We start from the raw sequence: 15,277 nt of genomic DNA on the forward strand, positions 1-15,277 counted from the left end.
AGCGGTCAGGCCTTGATCAGCGGTGGGCGACAGGATGGGCGGAGGTTTGTACCTGCTCCCACACGCGCAGGAAGTTGCCGGCCCACAGCTTGGCGATGTCGGTTTCGCTGTAGCCGCGGGTGAGCAGTTCGGCGGTGACATTGCGGATTTCGCTGACGTCCTTCCAGCCCTCCAGGCCGCCGCCGTCATTGAAGTCCGAGCTGATGCCGACATGGTCGATGCCGACCTTCTTGACCGTGTAGTCGATGGCATCGACGTACTGCTTGAGGGTGGCCTTGGGTTCTTCTTCGAGGATGCCGTAGAGCGAACTTGCGTATTCGCCAAAGCGCGCCTCGGGCCAGATGGCGATCACCGCATCGCCTGGCATCAGGGCGTTGGCCAGGCCCTGCAAGGGCGGCAGATCGAACCGCGTGCGCAGGGTTTCGAGCTTGTCGAGCACCGGCTTGCCCAGCGGTTTGAGGTACTGGCCGAAGCCGACCACCTGGATCACGCCGCCGCTGTCCTTGATCAGTTGCATCTCTTTGTCTGAGAGGTTGCGTGGGATGTCCACCAGCGCCCGGGGCGCGGAGTGGGAGGCGACGATCGGCGCGCGGGAAAGACGGGCGACGTCTTCCAGGGCCTGCGTGGACATCTGCGACACATCGATGATCACGCCCAGGTCGTTCAGGCGCTTGACCGCCTGCTCACCCAGCGGCGAGAGGCCGCCCAGGGCATCGGCGGTGTCGTTGAAGAACGGCAGCGGGCGCGAGGAGTCGGCCCAGTCGTTGTTGCCGGTGTAGCTGAAGCCGAACATGCGCATGCCGCGCGCCGCCCACAGGTCGAGCTGGGACAGGTCGTGGCCGAGCGGGTAGGCATTGAGCATGCTGATGAAGATGGCGAACTTGCCTTCGCCGTTCAGGCGTCGGAAGTCCTCGGGGGTGTAGGCGATGCCGACCTGGTTGGGGAAGTCGCGGACCATGCCGGTGATGATTTTGTAGCGCACTTCTTGCTGGTGGCGGGCCTCGTCGACGAACCCCGGGGTGGGACGGTGCGGGGCATTGGGGCCGTTCCAGATCTCCGGCCAGCCGAAAATCGTCAGCGCCGCGCCGGAGAGCCGGCCGCGGCCGGCCTTGACCAGGTCGAACTGGCCTGGGCCGTCCTTGTCGAGCTCGTTGCCTGCCGTGCCCAGGTCCAGTGGCACGGTCACATGGCTGTCGAAGGAGAGCATGTGCTCGTGCAGGGCGTTGGCCTGCTCGATGATGGGACGCGGGTAGCCGGGATCCTGGCCGAACCAGTGGCGGTAGCCGGCAGCGCCAAGGGCGGCTACCAAGGCCAGGGGCAGGCCGATGTACAAGGCTTTGCGGGAGCGGGTCGTGGTCATTGCCATCTCGTTGCAGGGCTGATCGGGGCGAGGTGCCGGGCAGGTGTGGGCCAGGGCAGGGCTCGGGTATCAGGTGGACGAATGACGGGACGGCAAATTTATTGGCGGGCGCTGGCGCTCAAGAAGTGCGCTGGGCGGCCGATAGCAACTGCGTCTGAATGGCCCTAAAGGGCAGGGAGAGAATCATGCTAGGTATCACAGGGATCAACATCGCCAGCCCATCGCCGGCCACGGCCACCCAGGCTGGCGAGGCGGACAAGACCGAGCAGGACAAGGCGCAGGGCATGCAGGTCGATTTTTCCGGGCTGCGTGATACCGGGCAGGCCAAGCAGGCGGAAAGTGCCGAGGACAGCGGTGAGCCGCCGCACATCCAGCAATTGCGGGAGATGATCAAGAAGCTGCAGAAGCAGTTGGCCGAGGAGCAGAAGCAACTGGCGCAGCTGGCGGCCCAGAACATGGACGAAACCACAAAGTTGGCAGCGATCACCGCCAAGCAGGCGAGCATCGCCACGATCAGCGGTGAAATCCAGGCGGCCACCGCGCAACTGCTGGAAGCCCTGAGCAAGACCGGCGGCAGCAGCGCCGGCGGCATGGTCAGTACCCAGGCCTGACGCAGCGGGGCGTTTCACGCCCCATCGCAGGCTTCGTCTGGTACTGTCCCAGCGGCCCCTACAGGTGTGGGCGCTGGCGAAGCCCGCGATGGGCTGCAAAGCAGCCCTAAACCGCTTAGTCGTTAGCCAGGCGCGGACGGCTCTGGCGCTCGGCCTTGTACTGCATCGCCACCGCCGGTGCCGGCTTGGCGCTGCCGGTCTCCAGCCACTGGCGCATGCGACTGGCGTCGGCGAAGTGGGTGTACTTGCCGAAGGCATCCAGGATCACCATGGCCACTGGGCGATTGTCCATCTTGGTTAGCAGCACCAAGCAGTGGCCAGCCTCGTTGGTAAAGCCGGTCTTGGTCAGCTTGATGTCCCAGTTGCTCTTGTTCACCAAGTGGTCGGTGTTACGGAAGCCCAGGGTGTAGTTGGGCTTGCGGAACGCCACGGTCTTTTCGCGGGTGGTGGAAAGCTCGCTGAGCATCGGGTACTTGCGCGAGGCCATCAGCAGCTTGGCCAGGTCACGGGCCGTGGAAACGTTCTGGGTCGAAAGGCCGGTGGGCTCGACATAGCGCGTATGCGCCATGCCCAGGCTGCGCGCCTTGACATTCATTGCCTTGATGAACGCGCTGTAGCCACCCGGGTAGGCGTTGGCCAGGCTGTTGGCGGCGCGGTTCTCCGAAGACATCAGGGTGATCAGCAGGGTCTCGCGACGGTTGAGCTGGCTGCCGAGCCGCACACGGGAATAGACACCCTTCATTTCCGGGTTGTTGGCGATGGTCATGGTGAGCATCTCATCCATGGGCAGCTTGGCGTCCAGCACCACCATGGCGGTCATCAGCTTGGTGACCGAGGCGATGGGCACCACGCGGTCTGCATGGTTGGAATACAACTCCTGGTTGGTGTTCAGGTCGATCAGCAGGGCGCTGCCGGAGGCCAGGTGCAGCTTGGCGGGGTCGCGTTGTACCTGGGCCGGGGGTTGTGCAGCAGCGGTCGACGGAAGGGTCGCGGTTCCTGTGAGCAACAGCAGCAGGCTGAGGATGGACAGGGAAGTTTTCACGTTGAGGCTCACTAAAAGTTGGTATGTCGTTGGCTGTGCAAGGGTTTCCCCCAAAAAACCGATGCATTTTGGAGTATGGCCGAACGGCTGTCGAATGCCTTATACCTAAAGGGCGCAAGGTGAACGAAATTTAATCCTGTACCAATTCTGTACCAATTACATTCGTTTCAAGTTTCGCTAGCTCGGCCCAGTCGTTGGCCGAGTTCAGCCACTTGGCATAGGTGGAAAGCAGCACCTGCACGGAGTGGCCCAACTGCCCGGCGATGAAAGCCGGGTTCATCCCTGACATGAGGCACATCGTTGCATAAGTGTGCCGGCAGTTGTACTGGGAGCGGTGCCTGAGGCCCTTTGCCTCGACTGCCTTGTTGAAGTGTTTGCCCGCAGTTTCCGGCACGGTGATGTGAGGTGAAGGCCCCGACGGCTGGAAGATGAAAGGCGACTCAGTCGACACACGGCGTTTCTGTTTCGACCGGTAATCAGCGACTTCCCTGGCTTTGGCCAGCGCGCCAAGAGCCCGACTGTTCAGCATCACGGTGCGGGTGTATTTGGTCTTGGTCCGCTCGACCACCGTCTTTTCCACCACGATCCGGCAAACATGGGCTGTCTTCTTCTCGAAGTCGATCTCGTCCCAGCGCAGCGCCATGATCTCCCCTGTGCGCATGCCGGTGTAGAAGGCAAACTCATAGAACGCTGCGAACACTTGGTTGCAGCGGGAGAAGTTTGCATACATCCATGCGAGCAACCCTTCTGCCTCTTCAATCGTGAAGGGGTCAACCTGCTTTTTGGCTTTCTGCGGCAGCTGGATTGATGCCGCTGGGTTCCTGTCCACCACCTCGTCAAAAACCGCCGCGCGGAACATCGCTTTGACCCTGGCGATCGCGGCGCGCTTGACCGTCGAGCTTTTCCACTCGGTCTTCGCGACCACCTCTCTCAACACCATCGGAGTGACGGCCTTAATCGGCATCGTCGCCAAGTGGGGCATCCAGTAGTTGTTCATCAAACCTTTGTAGTTGACCCGAGTGTCGTGCACGACTTCCAGGCTGTTCAGCCAGCTCTGCGCGTACTCGCCAAACATCAGATCGTTGGCTGGCGCCGTGTAGCTGGAGGATGGGAACAGCTCGGCGTACCGTTTTTCGTCCAATACACCGTGCTTGGCCAGGCTGACTACTTGAGCGCGTAGATCGGCTGCCGCTTTGATCCCCTTGGCGGTTTGGGGATACGAGAGAGTTTCGGACCGACGCTCACCGTTCCAAGTAAAACGGATCCGGATTGATTTGCCGATGAATTCGACTCCAGTGGGTAGCCCCAGCTTCCTTCCAGCCACGCTTCGTATCTCCTGATGCTGTAAAAAATCCGGCCGTCGATCTTCTTCCAGACCCCCTCAGGGATCACGCCGCGGCTTCGCTTGCCTTCCAAGGCCCGCTTGGTCGTCCCAACCAGCTCGGCCATTTTCTCCTCCGGCACCTTGTCAGATACATAGGCCACCGGCTGGCGCTCTTCGTCTTGCATGATGGTCTCCACGCCGCCGGTGGCGGCAGAGGTGGGGATGGGTTACGACTTGAATTCAGCTGCAGGGCAAAGTGCCCGCGCATAATCGAGCAGGTTGGCGGACCACTCGCGACCGACACCATCGTCGAAGGCGAATAACATCCCTCCCAGTCCTTTGCGGAGCGACTCGTTCTCGGCCTGCAACTTGGCGGTGTAGTCGGCCAACTCCCGATGGTTGCTCTGCCACTCCTCCGCCATGATCTCGAAGTGCTCGTCAGGCTCCCATGGTGACGGAATCACGTTGGCCACCCATTCACCCCACGCTTCCACGCATTCGCCCTTGGCGATGCGGTCGGCTTTCAAGCGATGACCTGCGTCCCGAAGCTCCTGAGCCTGTCGCTCGGCGTCTTCCTTGTTTAAGCACGGGTATACCTCGCCAGGGCCGACCGAATGCATTGCCCACAGTTCGACCCTTGGCTCTGCCAGCTTGGTGCGCAGGACCGTGACCAGGGGGCGGATTGGGTTGGCCGCTTCTAGCTCAGCCAGGATGGTTTCCAGCGTGACTCGATCGAGCGTGACAACCTCGCCGGCTGGTGCTGGTGGAGCCGTCATGGCCTCAATAATCTGTTCTATTCCGGACATAGTTCATCCTCTCCCGCGCATTTCGGCGGACTTGAGTAGTTGGGGGATGGGTTAGGCGCCGCGACCGCGACGCACGTGCTCTTTCAAGGAGTCAGCACGGTTGACCTGGCGGAACTCCGTGCAGATCACCACGACGTCTGCGCCGTCACGGCGATGCACTGGCATGCTGGCGAAGTCGAGGTCGCTGCAATTGGCTGACACCTCTCGCAGCCGCGGCACCGGCCTGCCTTTGGGTAGTATTGGGTCATCGCGGAGCCCTCCTGATCAGGAGGGCCATGTACATCCGGGGTAGGATCATTGTTGGGCCTCCAGATCCGGCTCAGGCAGCGGCTGATACTCGATCACATCCCCGCCAAAATCCTTGCTGGTGAAATTGAACTGACCAAACGGCCATTGATAGGCGAAGGTGCCGGTGCGCACGCAGCCTGCCAGCACGCTGCCGCACGACAACCGGATGTCTATTCGCTCAGCTATAGGATCATCGTCTGGATCGGCGTCGAACCATTGTCCCTTCAGCTGCTCGACAGCCTCCACCACGTCCTGGATTTCAAATTCCCGGCCGCGCCGCCCAACGATGCTGTGGATCCGGTGGATGCCTTGCTCCCAGCGATCTTTGCGGACGATGGCGCCGTCCTCCCTGAACTCGTAGTCCTCGACCTTTGCGTCTCGAAATTCAGGTCGACGAAAGTCTTGCTCGGTGACTGGTCGACTCACAGCTGATACCTCTCATCAATCCAGCGCCCAGGCGCCATAGCGGGTGTAGGTTCGGGTTGTGTTTCGTGCGGGGAGAGCTGGCGCTGGTTGCCGGCGACTTGCGGCAGCCAGACCTTCACGCAGCTGATAGCGTTGTTCCCCAGCGAGTTCATGACGTAGCAGACGACGCCGCGGGGCTTGTCCTCGAAGGACCAGACGCCTGACGGCAGTTCGGTTGCGCTGGCGCCGGTGACCAGCAGCAGGAGGCAGAGGGCGAGTCGGGTCATAGTCAGCAGTCCCAGGTCAGTTCTTTGATGTAGTCGCCGCCCGAGCAAAGATGCTCGTCGTTGATAACGTCTACGCCCTTGAGATCTTCCAGAGCGGCTTTGGCGCGCTCGATCGCTAACTGGGCATGGCCCATCTGGCGGCGCTTGCGCACCTTGTAGCTGTGGAGCGCGTGAGATTTTTCAGGGTAAGCGAACCGGCGACCGGACACCTTCAGCACGCGCTTTGCATACTTCGGCATGGTTCCGCGCTTCAAGTGCTCTAGGGCTACATACTCATACGACGGCGGTACGATCCAGTAACAGTGCTCGCTCTCCCGGATCACGACGAAGCGTTTACAAACGATGGTCACCCCTTCGGGGCTTATCTCGTCGATGTATCGGAAGTGGTCCGGCCAAGCTGATTTGTTTTCTTCAGGCATGACTTCGTCCTTGGCCGCCATATCGCGGCAGTGAATAGAGGGGAGAGGGGTTAAAACTGGCAGGAGTACAGATGTACCCAATTGGCTTGGTATTCAGTATTCGCTATATTGCTCCACGATTATTAGCCATGGAGGCAGCAAATGCAGCTTCAGTCCAGAATTGTGTTCCTAGATACGAATGTTTACATCGGGAAAAACTACCAGTTTCTGACCCATAGCTTGGGGTCTATTAAAGAGCTGTGTGAAAAAGACGAGATACGTTTAATCGTCACCGATGTGACGAGTGAAGAAGTAAAGTCGCACATTCGGAGCGCCGCGATAGAAACGGCTGCCGTTATGAAGAAAGTAAAAAAGGAAGCGATGCTCCTTCGCAATCTTCCGGGTACTCCTGCGTTCGGGATATTCACTAATATAAGCTCAGAGGAGATTGAGAAAAAGATTTTGGCGGACTGGGAAGAGTTCATTTCTTCCCAAGGCGTTGAAATGCTTTCGGTGGACGGCGTCGTGCCTAGTAGAGTATTCGAAAAATACTTTTCCGTGTTAGCTCCATTTGCCCCTGGTGCTAAAGAAAAAGAGTTCGCTGATGCCTTTGTTCTTGAGAGGCTTAGCGATTTCTGCTTAGAAAGAACGCATCCAGTCCACGTGATCAGTAATGATAAGGATTTGGCAAAATACTGCGAAACTGACCCGCGTTTAATCTACAGTGAGTCGGTTGACGAATTCATCGGCGCCGTAAACCTTCGGGTTTCTGTTGAGCCAGCAGCATTCGCCGCCGAGGCACTGGCGTTGGTTCAAGAACGTATTCTTGGATTCATCAAGGATCGGGTCATGGAGATCGACTTTGAAGTGCGATCAGGTGATTGGGATGCTGAGCTGGAAGACGTTGATGTCACTCATCTCGAATTTGTAAAGGCGAACTTGGTTCGAGTGGATGATGAGCACTGCGTTTATGAAATGGAGTTCAGTTCGGTCATAGAGACCGTGGAGTCTATTAAGGACTATGATAGAAGTCCATTTGATCATGAGGATAATAGTTACCCATTTGTATTGGAAACCCAAGTGGAAAGGACTTTCGAAAAAACCATATCAGTGGAAGCTACCCTTTACTATCAGGATAAGTTGCTAAACACTGTAAATTTTGAGATCGACATGCCTTATGGGTTGACTCTTTCGAATCCTGTCGATGAACAGCGTAGAGAGCTGGATATCAACGGCGACTAGCTTTAGTTTAAGCGGCCAGTCGCTGGTACAACTCTATGAGTTCTGATGCATTGGCCGCCACTAACGCCCGGGCTTCGTCCTTGCAGACGCTGTTGCCCAGCAGCTTCACTTGGTCCGCACCGGAGATGCCCTTCCAGTACAGTTTGCCAGTTTCTTCATCGAGGAACAGGCCGCGGTCGATGATGTAGTCGGCGCGGAAGCCCTGGGCGCGCTTCAGTTCGTGCGGTTTGAGCATGCGCAGCGTGATGTCGACCATCACGTAGTCGCCTACCATCACAACGTCGGCATGCTCGGTGAAGTGCTGAGACAGGTAACTGCGCATGAAGGCAGCGCACTTGCGGGCGCCGGCCAGTTGCTCATCCGTCAATGTGTGGCTGTGCAACTGAACAACTTGCACGACGGCCATACGGTCTTTCGACGGGATGGTGTGCATCGGCTCTCGCATCGAGATGCCGTCCTTCTCCGCACCGTAGTACTTGACCATGTAGGCCGTCACCAGGCGCTGATTGGAGCCCTTGCCCAAGATCGTCGAGAACGGGTCGTCTGCGCTTCGGCCATCCCCCTTGTAAAACCCTCCGTTCGCCTGCTCCAGGTGCGCGGAGGCAATCGCGTGGTGCCCGCCGCTGCGAGTGATGCAGCCGACAGGGCCGGTTGCAGGTGATCCGACGCACCCGTTGCGCAACGTGACCAGGTTGGCAGTGATCAGCGCGAAGTGACCACCCTTAACCTGGGCAACCTGCGTACGCAGAGGCTCCTCGGAGTCGAAGGTGCGTTGGTTTGAGCCGTTGGCGTGCTCGGTAAGGCAGCCTGCTACAGCCAGCGTCGGCTGAACCAGGGCATGGTGAGTGCCTCCGCCACTGATGGTCGACGCGGGGTCGTCGATGCTATGCGTGCTGGTGTGCGATTTCGAGGTGCCGCGCAGCGGGACAATGAACGGATCTTTGCAGGCCAGGGTGTGCCGCCACAGGCCCTTGGCGATGCGGTTCATGGTGTTCTCCACTAGGGCGTCATCGCGGAAGATTGTGCGGCCCTGCAGCTCCCAGTCGATGCACTCGGCTGCGGACCGCCAGGCCTTCTGACCCTTGCCGGGATTCTTGTGATGTGTCGGCGCGGGCCAGACGATTGGCTTGCCGTCACGCCGAGCGATGCCGTACAGGCGCTTGCGGATGGTGGGGGCGCCTTGATCTGCAGCAACGCGCACCTGGTGCTCGAAGTTGTAACGCAGGCCGCGCACCAGCGCCTCCTTGGGCACGTGGTCGCCGATCTCGGCCATGATTTCCGGCAGGTCCGGGTGGTCCTCCGAAATGCCGTTGCCCAGTACGTTCACGAAGGCCTGGAACGTCCGGCCTTTCTCAGCCTTGATCGGGCGCCCCTCATCGTCCAGCGGCCCCCAGTCGGCGAACTCCTCCACGTTCTCAAGGAAGATCAGGCGCGGGCTGGTCTGGTAGGCCCAGCGGATGATCACCCAGGCCAGGCCCCGGATCTTGCGGTTGCGCGGCTTCCCGCCCTTGGCCTTGCTGTGATGTCTGCAGTCGGGGGATGCCCAAAGGATCCCGACAGGCTGCCCCTTCGTGGCCAGAATCGGGTCCACCTCGAACACGTCCGCCACATAGTGTTCGGTCTTCGGGTGGTTGGCGCGGTGCACGGCCAGGGCGATTGGGTTGTGGTTCACCGCCACATCCGGTTCGCGGTACGCCTCGGCTATGCCGCTGCTGGCACCGCCGCCACCGGCGAAGAGATCGACAACCAACTCCTTTTCGAAGGGCAGGGCGAGGGAGGTCATACAGGTCATGTTGTGGTCCTTGCGTGCAGGCGCCGCCCTCGCCGGGGTGGCGTTATCGTTGAATAGGGGAAGGCGCCGTAGTTGGCGCGCGTTGTTCCGGTGAGCTATCAATCCATGGTTGACTCGACCTGGTGGAGGTCGCCATGACACTGAAAAGCGATACCGAGGCCCTTGCCTCAATCGAGGAAGAAGCCCAGGCAATGCTGAAAAAAATCGGTCTGCCGGATGACCATCTGAAGAAGGAAATGGCCATCTGCCTGCGCCAGATCATCGCGATTGCCCGCTACCGAAAAGGCCTTGGCGCCGACCCTGTCGTTGAATAGGGGAAGGCGCTGGCGGGCAGCGCCGTGGTGGCGTGATTCGTTGAAGTGGGTGACAGGCGGCCGGTTGCGGCCGGCCTGGTGACCTACGCTTTATGGGCTCAACCCATTACCGAGGAGGTCAACATGTCCAAAGGCGGCGGTGGTAAAATCTCAGGCGGTACCAGCGGGGGCAGCAAGGGCTCAAGCCCAGGCAGCTCGCGCGGCTCTTCCAGTCATCCAGGGCCAGGCGGAAACTGGCCGAGCACGACCGGTAACGTTTCCGGCGGCGGCCGAGGCAATGCCGCGCCGGGCGGCAAGAAGGGTTAGCTGATCCGCTGCCCGTCGACTGATGCGCTGGCGGGCAGCGTCGGAGGGTCAGGCGGCGGCGTCTTCAGCCACAGGCTTTGGCTGGTAGACCAGCGTGCCGTCGAGGATGGCGGCCTTGATCGCTTCGAACTCCCAAGCGTAGTACTGCGACTCGACGTAAACCCGTAGCTCGGGGTAGTCGTGCTGCTTGCGGCGAATGAAGGCCTCGGCCGCTTCCTTGGTGAAGTGACTATTCACGATTTCCCAGCGCTTGTTCCAGCCAGTGACTGTGTGGTCGTCAAGTTCGCCCAGGAACTCCCACTGGTCGTCAGTATCCAGCTCGAGGAAATTGCACTCGTATCGATCGTGCACAGCTAGGTCGATTTCGTGCTGCTCTTCCTCGTCGAGATCTGCCCAGTATTCCTCAGGGCTGAACCAGGTATTGCCATCCAGGCAGACCGCTGTCCCCTCGGCGTACTCGGGGTCGAACCCATAGTCGATCCGCTTCTGCTGCACAGTGAACAGGGCGCATGCCGTGTGGTGCCACTTCACGCCCTGGCCGTTGCAGTGATGGCGAAGGCGGGCAACGAAGTCCTGCCAGGTGTCGGCGTCCATCGGGTGGCCGGTTGCCAGGCTCGGGCTGGCTTCGGTATCGCTCATGGCTTTCTCCATGCATGGCGCCGCCCTCCGTGGCCGGATGCGGCATGGTGGCAATTTGGTTTGAGATAGGGTGTGATAACGGCTTGATCTGTGGATGGGGGAAGGCCAATGGAAGTGAAAGACATAATGACGCTGGGGCTTTCCGGTGGGGCTTTGCTTGTTTCTTTAGCAGCGCTATATTTTTCTCAGCTCCATAAACCATCCAGTGCAATGTTAATTCTTCTTGAAAGAACATATAGCCCGGAGGTCGTAGCGTTAAAGTTTGGAGATGACATTTTCAGTGTGCCGAAGGAAAGGCTAGTCAGCCCGGCAATGCGGCACCTCAGGTATACGCTAAGCAATACTGGGAAGCAGGCTTTATACATAAAGTCTGTCGAAATCCTTAAAGGACCTGACAAGCGCGGGAATTTGCGTTCATGTCATTCATTCACGATTGCATATGAATCCGACATGGAGTCTTGCTTGCTAGACCCTGGGCAAATACTTCCTATTCATATAAACCATCCGATAGATTTCAATCTTCCAAATGATTTTGACTATGAATTCAATGCATTCGAACTCGTTAGCATCGAGCTGATATCGGCTGACGGTTCGCGCTATCAGATTTGTCACGACATATCGGAGTTGGGGACAAGCGGCCCAGAATTTCATCATCCCTTATGGGATGGAGTTGCCCTTGGCGCTCCTGTAAGAGGCTCCGATTTTATATAAGCAGGAGCCAAGCCGCTGGGCGGCAGATTGATGTGTTGCTGGCGCCGGCCGTGCCGGACGCGGGCGGTGATGCGTTTCATGCTGCTTTCTGCTGATTCCAGGCGCCGACGGCGGCAAAGATCTTGGCAGCCTCTGCTTCGTCGACCGTTGTGTCGGTAGGGATGGCGATCCAGCCGGAAGCCACCAGGTGAGTGGGATTGGCCGTGGCCCGCAGGTCGGTGTAGGTCGTCTCGATCACGTCGGTCAGGTGCTCGGCCAGGTAGTTGCCTTGCGGCGCGACTTCGATCGACTTGTGATACCGCTGGCCAAAGTGGTCCCGGCACAGGACGCTGAGGTAGATGGTCCAGCGATGCGGGATGTCGCAGACTGCGTCCACGACTTGGCGCACGCGTATCTGCTTGAGGTTCTTCCAGTTGATCAGAACCTGCTGGCCGCTGGGGTCGATGTTCACCACTGCGGCGTGGTTGGCCGAGACCAGCGCCCGGCAGGTCCGCTCCAGGCGAGCGCGCATGTTGTGTGGCTTGCGCTTGCTCATTGCAGGCCGCCTTGCTTGCTCGCCGCACCTGCTTCCATCGCATCCACAAAGCGCATCGCGGTCCGGTAGCTGAAGGCGAAGCCCTGGACGGCGCCGGTGGCGATCTCCACCACATCCCAATTGCCGCCCGTGTTGGACGCCTGGAAGCGCGGTGCCGGCTGATCGACCTTGGCCTGGGCCTCGGTCCTGGCTGACTTGCTACGCTCGAGCAGGGCTGCGAGCACGGCAAGCTTCTGCTGGAAAGCAGGATGCATTGCTGTCTGCATGGGATGGTCCTCGATGGGATCAGGCGTGGAGCTCGAAGGCCTCGGCCTTGCGAACGATTCGAACTTGGGCGGTACGCCGCTCGGGTGCCCGGCGATCACGTCGCATCGGGTCAGCGTCGTCGATGACCGCATGCATGGCGATTAGGCCGGCGAGGGCGATGCACAGGGGGCTGATGATCTGGCGGCGCATGGCTTCTGCGACCATGGCGGCACGCCTGGAAACCTTGAGCTTCAGCATTGCGTCACCGATGCGTTTCTCGACTCCGCTTTCGCTGATGCCGAAGTGCTTGGCGATCTCTTTGGTGGTGAAGCCCTGGGCAACGTCCAGCAGGCACTGCAATTCGCGAGGCGCCAGGCCTCGGCCAAGGTGGCCTATCCATGCGCCGATGGTGATCGTGTCCATGATGTGTTCTCGGGATGGGGCTGCATTGGTGGCCACTCTCCGGGGCAAACCGGGTGTCGGGACGTCTCACCAGATGGGCGAGACGCTACCCACGCTCACAATTCGCGGCGATCAACTCGCGTTCAGAGTGGCCACCGATGCAGCCTGGGATGGGGAACAGGTGATCGGGCAGTTAACGTCAGGCTGACGTGGCGCTGGTTGTCACTGCTGGGTGCGCAGCTCGGCGCGAGGAACCCAGCCGTTATGCGTCTTGACCATGCAGCCAACAAAGGCTGCATAGCGTGTGTCGCGCTCCGTTTGGTGGCCGTACCAGGCGCAGCCGCCCCAGTCGATCAAGCGAAAAGTCAGCCACGTTGCGCCGATCAAGAGCAGCGACACGGCAATGACTCGCTTCACAAGTAGTCCTTGAGGCTCAGGCCCATCAACTTCGCCGACTTCTCAAGGACGGCCATTTCCTTGTCGTCGATGTCGCCCGAGGCCTCGGCGATGGTCAGCATGACGTTGATGACGATGGCCGCTTCTTCGGGCGAATGGGCCAGGTCTTTCAGCTCCTTCTCGGCGTTCATGCGCAGGATGCGATGGCCGCCGTCATGGAAATCCTTCTCCGCGCGGTCCATGGTGTTGGACAGCTCCGGCCCGAAGCCTTTGAGCTGAGGCGTGTTGGCGATCAGCTTCTCGGTTTTCTTGAGCTCGTCTTCGCCGATGTCGCCGTCGGCAGCCGCGACGTAGAAGGCGCCGTAGACGATTGCCTGCATCAGGTCTCGGTTCTGGACTACCTGCATTGCAGCGCGGGCTTCACGACCTTTCTTGCCGAACAGTTTTCCAAGCATGGGGATTACTCCGTGGGGTTGATTTCCCGTCTGGCCCTCGCTGGAAGGCCAGCCAGTGAAATCTGCCGCGACCCGCTTCTGGCGTCAGTTGCGCGGCAATCTTCTGGTTGTTCTTCCAGCCGCGGCACTCACCCGCTGGATAACTGCATTGGCGCTTTACGCTGCACGCCCGGGTCAGTTGCCAACCCTCTGGACCGTTGAGGCCTGTCCATCGCTGCCTTGCTGCTGGCCGGTGTCGATCCGGCGTTGAGCAAAATATAAGTACGCTTATCTTGAGTGTCAATAAGCCTGCTTATAAATTTTCTGATAGGCATGAAAAAGCCCGCTCGAGGCGGGCTATGGGGAGGTGGCTAGACTTACTTTAGCCGCGGTGATCGACGCACGGTTGACCACCAGAAGACACGGCCAAGCATATGGACCTCTTCTTGCCACTGCTCTGCAGTCATTACTTCGTCCGGATACTCGTCGTCGTTCTCGCTGCTGATGCGTACAGCCCCTTGCGGCAGGCGGTACAAGTACTTAGTGCGGAGCATGCCACCGTGATTGAAGGCATAGATCTCACCGTCGATGATCGACGTGTCGCTCATGTCAAAGCCAATAGCGGCGCCATCCAGGATCAAGCGCTCCATGCTCCTGCCCTTTACTCTGGCTACTGCAGCGCACTTCTTGTCTACGCCAGCCGCACGAAGGGTGGCGCAGCTGAACCGTAGCTTGCGTCCAGCAATCTCGACTACTTCCGTCATTCCGTTGCCACCTGCGAACTCTACTTCGGCGAAGTAGGGCACTTCACAATCGTCGTCATCAAGCGGATCGCCATCGTCCCAGGCAGATAGCTCGCCAAGTAGTTCGAGCTCATGAGCGATTGCTTGGTTCGCTGGCTGCGCCTGGTCCTGGACCATTGCTCCAATGCCCTCGGACAGCCACAGAGGGCTCACCCGGCATACCTGGGCAATCTTGGTCAAATGGACGCTTCTGAGGTTCTTCCCCGTCTCCAGTTGAGAGATGACGGGCTGCTCAACACCGACCTTTTCGGCAAGTGAGCGTTGTGTCAGCTGCGCGTGCTTGCGAGCTGCCTTGATTCGGTCTGCGAGGGTATCCATTCCCGGGAATCTATAAGGCAACTTATAGGCTTGCAAATAAGGCTCCTTATTCTTAGAGTATAAGCACGCTTATCAGGAGTTAAATCCATGACCCCCATCGAAAAGCTCGTCGATTTCTTTGGCGGGCAAGCGAAGACAGCTGCGGCTCTCGGCGTGAGCCAGGCCGCCGTCTCGTACTGGTCCACCGGCGCTCACACCATGAGTGCAAAGCGGGCGTTCCTTGCCGAGGAGCTGACATCAGGTGCGGTTACGGCGAAGGAGCTTTGCCAGCCGGTGAAGAGTGAGTCGGCTGCATGACGAGATGAATTATGCGTGACCTGGCCTTGCGCCAGTAGTGAGACCGTCCTGCTGTTCATCCGTCCAGTACCTGAATCGCAGGCATAAAAAAACCGGGTGGCAGCCCGGCTTCTTCAACAGCTTCAAAACGAGGTCGATTATGCACTCTGCAATGGATGCAAGCAACACCGCACCCTTGGCCGTTTCGCACCAGAAAGCCTACCACCAGTCCGCCGCACTCCATGCCGCGCGAATGATTCGCTTCCAGTACGCAGCCACCTCGAAAGCCGCGCTCCGTCGTGAGTGCGTCGAGCATCTGCGGGCATCGCTGTGCGGGGGTGG

Annotated in this window: 22 protein-coding genes; 5 read left to right on the forward strand and 17 right to left on the reverse strand. The window is 59.4% G+C overall.

Going from position 1 to position 15,277, the window contains the following annotated elements:
• Positions 1-16 precede the first annotated feature (16 nt).
• Entirely contained in the window at positions 17-1,360 is a 1,344-nt protein-coding gene (gene pvdM, locus ABOA88_RS19395) for a pyoverdine-tailoring dipeptidase-like protein PvdM (RefSeq protein WP_367852001.1), read from the reverse strand.
• Positions 1,361-1,545: 185 nt separating this feature from the next.
• On the opposite strand from pvdM, the gene ABOA88_RS19400 reads away from it, so the two are divergent.
• Positions 1,546-1,971: a hypothetical protein gene (locus tag ABOA88_RS19400; RefSeq protein ID WP_196171151.1), complete on the forward strand. Its 426-nt coding sequence runs from the start codon at positions 1,546-1,548 to the stop codon at positions 1,969-1,971.
• 115 nt (positions 1,972-2,086) lie between these two features.
• Here ABOA88_RS19400 and pbpG read toward each other — a convergent pair whose 3' ends face one another.
• The 7 genes from pbpG to ABOA88_RS19435 all read right to left on the reverse strand — a co-directional run bounded on the left by pbpG (position 2,087) and on the right by ABOA88_RS19435 (position 6,542).
• The gene (gene pbpG / locus ABOA88_RS19405; protein ID WP_367852002.1) at positions 2,087-3,013 is read right to left on the reverse strand and encodes a D-alanyl-D-alanine endopeptidase; all 927 of its coding nucleotides are present in this window, start codon (positions 3,011-3,013) and stop codon (positions 2,087-2,089) included.
• A gap of 130 nt (positions 3,014-3,143) precedes the next feature.
• Positions 3,144-4,295, reverse strand: coding sequence for a tyrosine-type recombinase/integrase (locus ABOA88_RS19410; protein ID WP_367852028.1), 1,152 nt, complete (start codon positions 4,293-4,295; stop codon positions 3,144-3,146).
• The gene (locus tag ABOA88_RS19415; protein WP_250033724.1) at positions 4,178-4,522 is read right to left on the reverse strand and encodes a hypothetical protein; all 345 of its coding nucleotides are present in this window, start codon (positions 4,520-4,522) and stop codon (positions 4,178-4,180) included. The genes ABOA88_RS19410 and ABOA88_RS19415 overlap by 118 nt, the downstream gene beginning before the upstream one ends.
• 42 nt (positions 4,523-4,564) lie before the next feature.
• A complete protein-coding gene (locus ABOA88_RS19420) occupies positions 4,565-5,143 on the reverse strand; it encodes a hypothetical protein (protein WP_096010356.1) in 579 nt (192 codons plus the stop codon).
• A 294-nt stretch (positions 5,144-5,437) separates the two neighbouring features.
• Entirely contained in the window at positions 5,438-5,857 is a 420-nt protein-coding gene (locus ABOA88_RS19425) for a hypothetical protein (RefSeq protein ID WP_367852003.1), read from the reverse strand.
• Positions 5,854-6,123 carry a hypothetical protein gene (locus ABOA88_RS19430; RefSeq protein WP_367852004.1) on the reverse strand — a complete coding sequence of 90 codons (270 nt, stop codon included), beginning with the start codon at positions 6,121-6,123 and terminating at the stop codon, positions 5,854-5,856. The genes ABOA88_RS19425 and ABOA88_RS19430 overlap by 4 nt, the downstream gene beginning before the upstream one ends.
• A 2-nt stretch (positions 6,124-6,125) precedes the next feature.
• Positions 6,126-6,542 carry a hypothetical protein gene (locus ABOA88_RS19435; protein ID WP_249121916.1) on the reverse strand — a complete coding sequence of 139 codons (417 nt, stop codon included), beginning with the start codon at positions 6,540-6,542 and terminating at the stop codon, positions 6,126-6,128.
• A 141-nt stretch (positions 6,543-6,683) separates the two neighbouring features.
• Here ABOA88_RS19435 and ABOA88_RS19440 point away from each other — a divergent pair, with 141 nt between their 5' ends.
• A complete protein-coding gene (locus ABOA88_RS19440) occupies positions 6,684-7,763 on the forward strand; it encodes a PIN domain-containing protein (protein WP_367852005.1) in 1,080 nt (359 codons plus the stop codon).
• A 7-nt stretch (positions 7,764-7,770) separates the two neighbouring features.
• On the opposite strand, the gene ABOA88_RS19445 is transcribed toward ABOA88_RS19440, so the two are convergent.
• Positions 7,771-9,555 carry a DNA cytosine methyltransferase gene (locus ABOA88_RS19445; protein WP_367852006.1) on the reverse strand — a complete coding sequence of 595 codons (1,785 nt, stop codon included), beginning with the start codon at positions 9,553-9,555 and terminating at the stop codon, positions 7,771-7,773.
• A gap of 134 nt (positions 9,556-9,689) precedes the next feature.
• Here ABOA88_RS19445 and ABOA88_RS19450 point away from each other — a divergent pair, with 134 nt between their 5' ends.
• Positions 9,690-9,869 carry a hypothetical protein gene (locus tag ABOA88_RS19450; protein WP_133330741.1) on the forward strand — a complete coding sequence of 60 codons (180 nt, stop codon included), beginning with the start codon at positions 9,690-9,692 and terminating at the stop codon, positions 9,867-9,869.
• A 354-nt stretch (positions 9,870-10,223) separates the two neighbouring features.
• On the opposite strand, the gene ABOA88_RS19455 is transcribed toward ABOA88_RS19450, so the two are convergent.
• Positions 10,224-10,814 carry a hypothetical protein gene (locus ABOA88_RS19455; protein ID WP_367852007.1) on the reverse strand — a complete coding sequence of 197 codons (591 nt, stop codon included), beginning with the start codon at positions 10,812-10,814 and terminating at the stop codon, positions 10,224-10,226.
• Positions 10,815-10,922: 108 nt separating this feature from the next.
• Between ABOA88_RS19455 and ABOA88_RS19460 the strand changes: the two genes are divergently transcribed.
• Positions 10,923-11,525, forward strand: a complete 603-nt coding sequence (locus ABOA88_RS19460; RefSeq protein WP_367852008.1) for a hypothetical protein — start codon at positions 10,923-10,925, stop codon at positions 11,523-11,525.
• Positions 11,526-11,601: 76 nt separating this feature from the next.
• Here ABOA88_RS19460 and ABOA88_RS19465 read toward each other — a convergent pair whose 3' ends face one another.
• The 6 genes from ABOA88_RS19465 to ABOA88_RS19490 all read right to left on the reverse strand — a co-directional run bounded on the left by ABOA88_RS19465 (position 11,602) and on the right by ABOA88_RS19490 (position 14,659).
• A complete protein-coding gene (locus tag ABOA88_RS19465) occupies positions 11,602-12,060 on the reverse strand; it encodes a hypothetical protein (protein WP_367852009.1) in 459 nt (152 codons plus the stop codon).
• On the reverse strand, positions 12,057-12,326 hold the full coding sequence (locus tag ABOA88_RS19470; protein WP_182817387.1) for a hypothetical protein: 270 nt from the start codon (positions 12,324-12,326) through the stop codon (positions 12,057-12,059). The genes ABOA88_RS19465 and ABOA88_RS19470 overlap by 4 nt, the downstream gene beginning before the upstream one ends.
• 19 nt (positions 12,327-12,345) lie before the next feature.
• Positions 12,346-12,729 (reverse strand): helix-turn-helix domain-containing protein, encoded by a 384-nt coding sequence (locus ABOA88_RS19475; RefSeq protein ID WP_182817389.1) that lies wholly within the window; start codon positions 12,727-12,729, stop codon positions 12,346-12,348.
• 201 nt (positions 12,730-12,930) lie between these two features.
• Positions 12,931-13,125: a hypothetical protein gene (locus tag ABOA88_RS19480; protein ID WP_367852010.1), complete on the reverse strand. Its 195-nt coding sequence runs from the start codon at positions 13,123-13,125 to the stop codon at positions 12,931-12,933.
• Positions 13,122-13,559, reverse strand: a complete 438-nt coding sequence (locus ABOA88_RS19485) for a tellurite resistance TerB family protein (protein WP_367852011.1) — start codon at positions 13,557-13,559, stop codon at positions 13,122-13,124. Before ABOA88_RS19485 ends, ABOA88_RS19480 begins: the two co-directional genes overlap by 4 nt.
• 356 nt (positions 13,560-13,915) lie before the next feature.
• A complete protein-coding gene (locus ABOA88_RS19490) occupies positions 13,916-14,659 on the reverse strand; it encodes an XRE family transcriptional regulator (protein WP_367852012.1) in 744 nt (247 codons plus the stop codon).
• A gap of 87 nt (positions 14,660-14,746) precedes the next feature.
• Here ABOA88_RS19490 and ABOA88_RS19495 point away from each other — a divergent pair, with 87 nt between their 5' ends.
• Complete coding sequence (locus ABOA88_RS19495) at positions 14,747-14,956, forward strand: transcriptional regulator (RefSeq protein WP_023379821.1); 210 nt, start codon at positions 14,747-14,749, stop codon at positions 14,954-14,956.
• Between the two features lie 55 nt (positions 14,957-15,011).
• Here the strand turns inward: ABOA88_RS19495 and ABOA88_RS19500 are convergent, their stop codons facing one another.
• Positions 15,012-15,251, reverse strand: a complete 240-nt coding sequence (locus ABOA88_RS19500; RefSeq protein ID WP_367852013.1) for a hypothetical protein — start codon at positions 15,249-15,251, stop codon at positions 15,012-15,014.
• Positions 15,252-15,277: the final 26 nt, after the last annotated feature.

The sequence above is a fragment of the Pseudomonas sp. PKS genome (assembly GCF_051913525.1).
Classification (GTDB): domain Bacteria; phylum Pseudomonadota; class Gammaproteobacteria; order Pseudomonadales; family Pseudomonadaceae; genus Aquipseudomonas; species Aquipseudomonas guariconensis_D.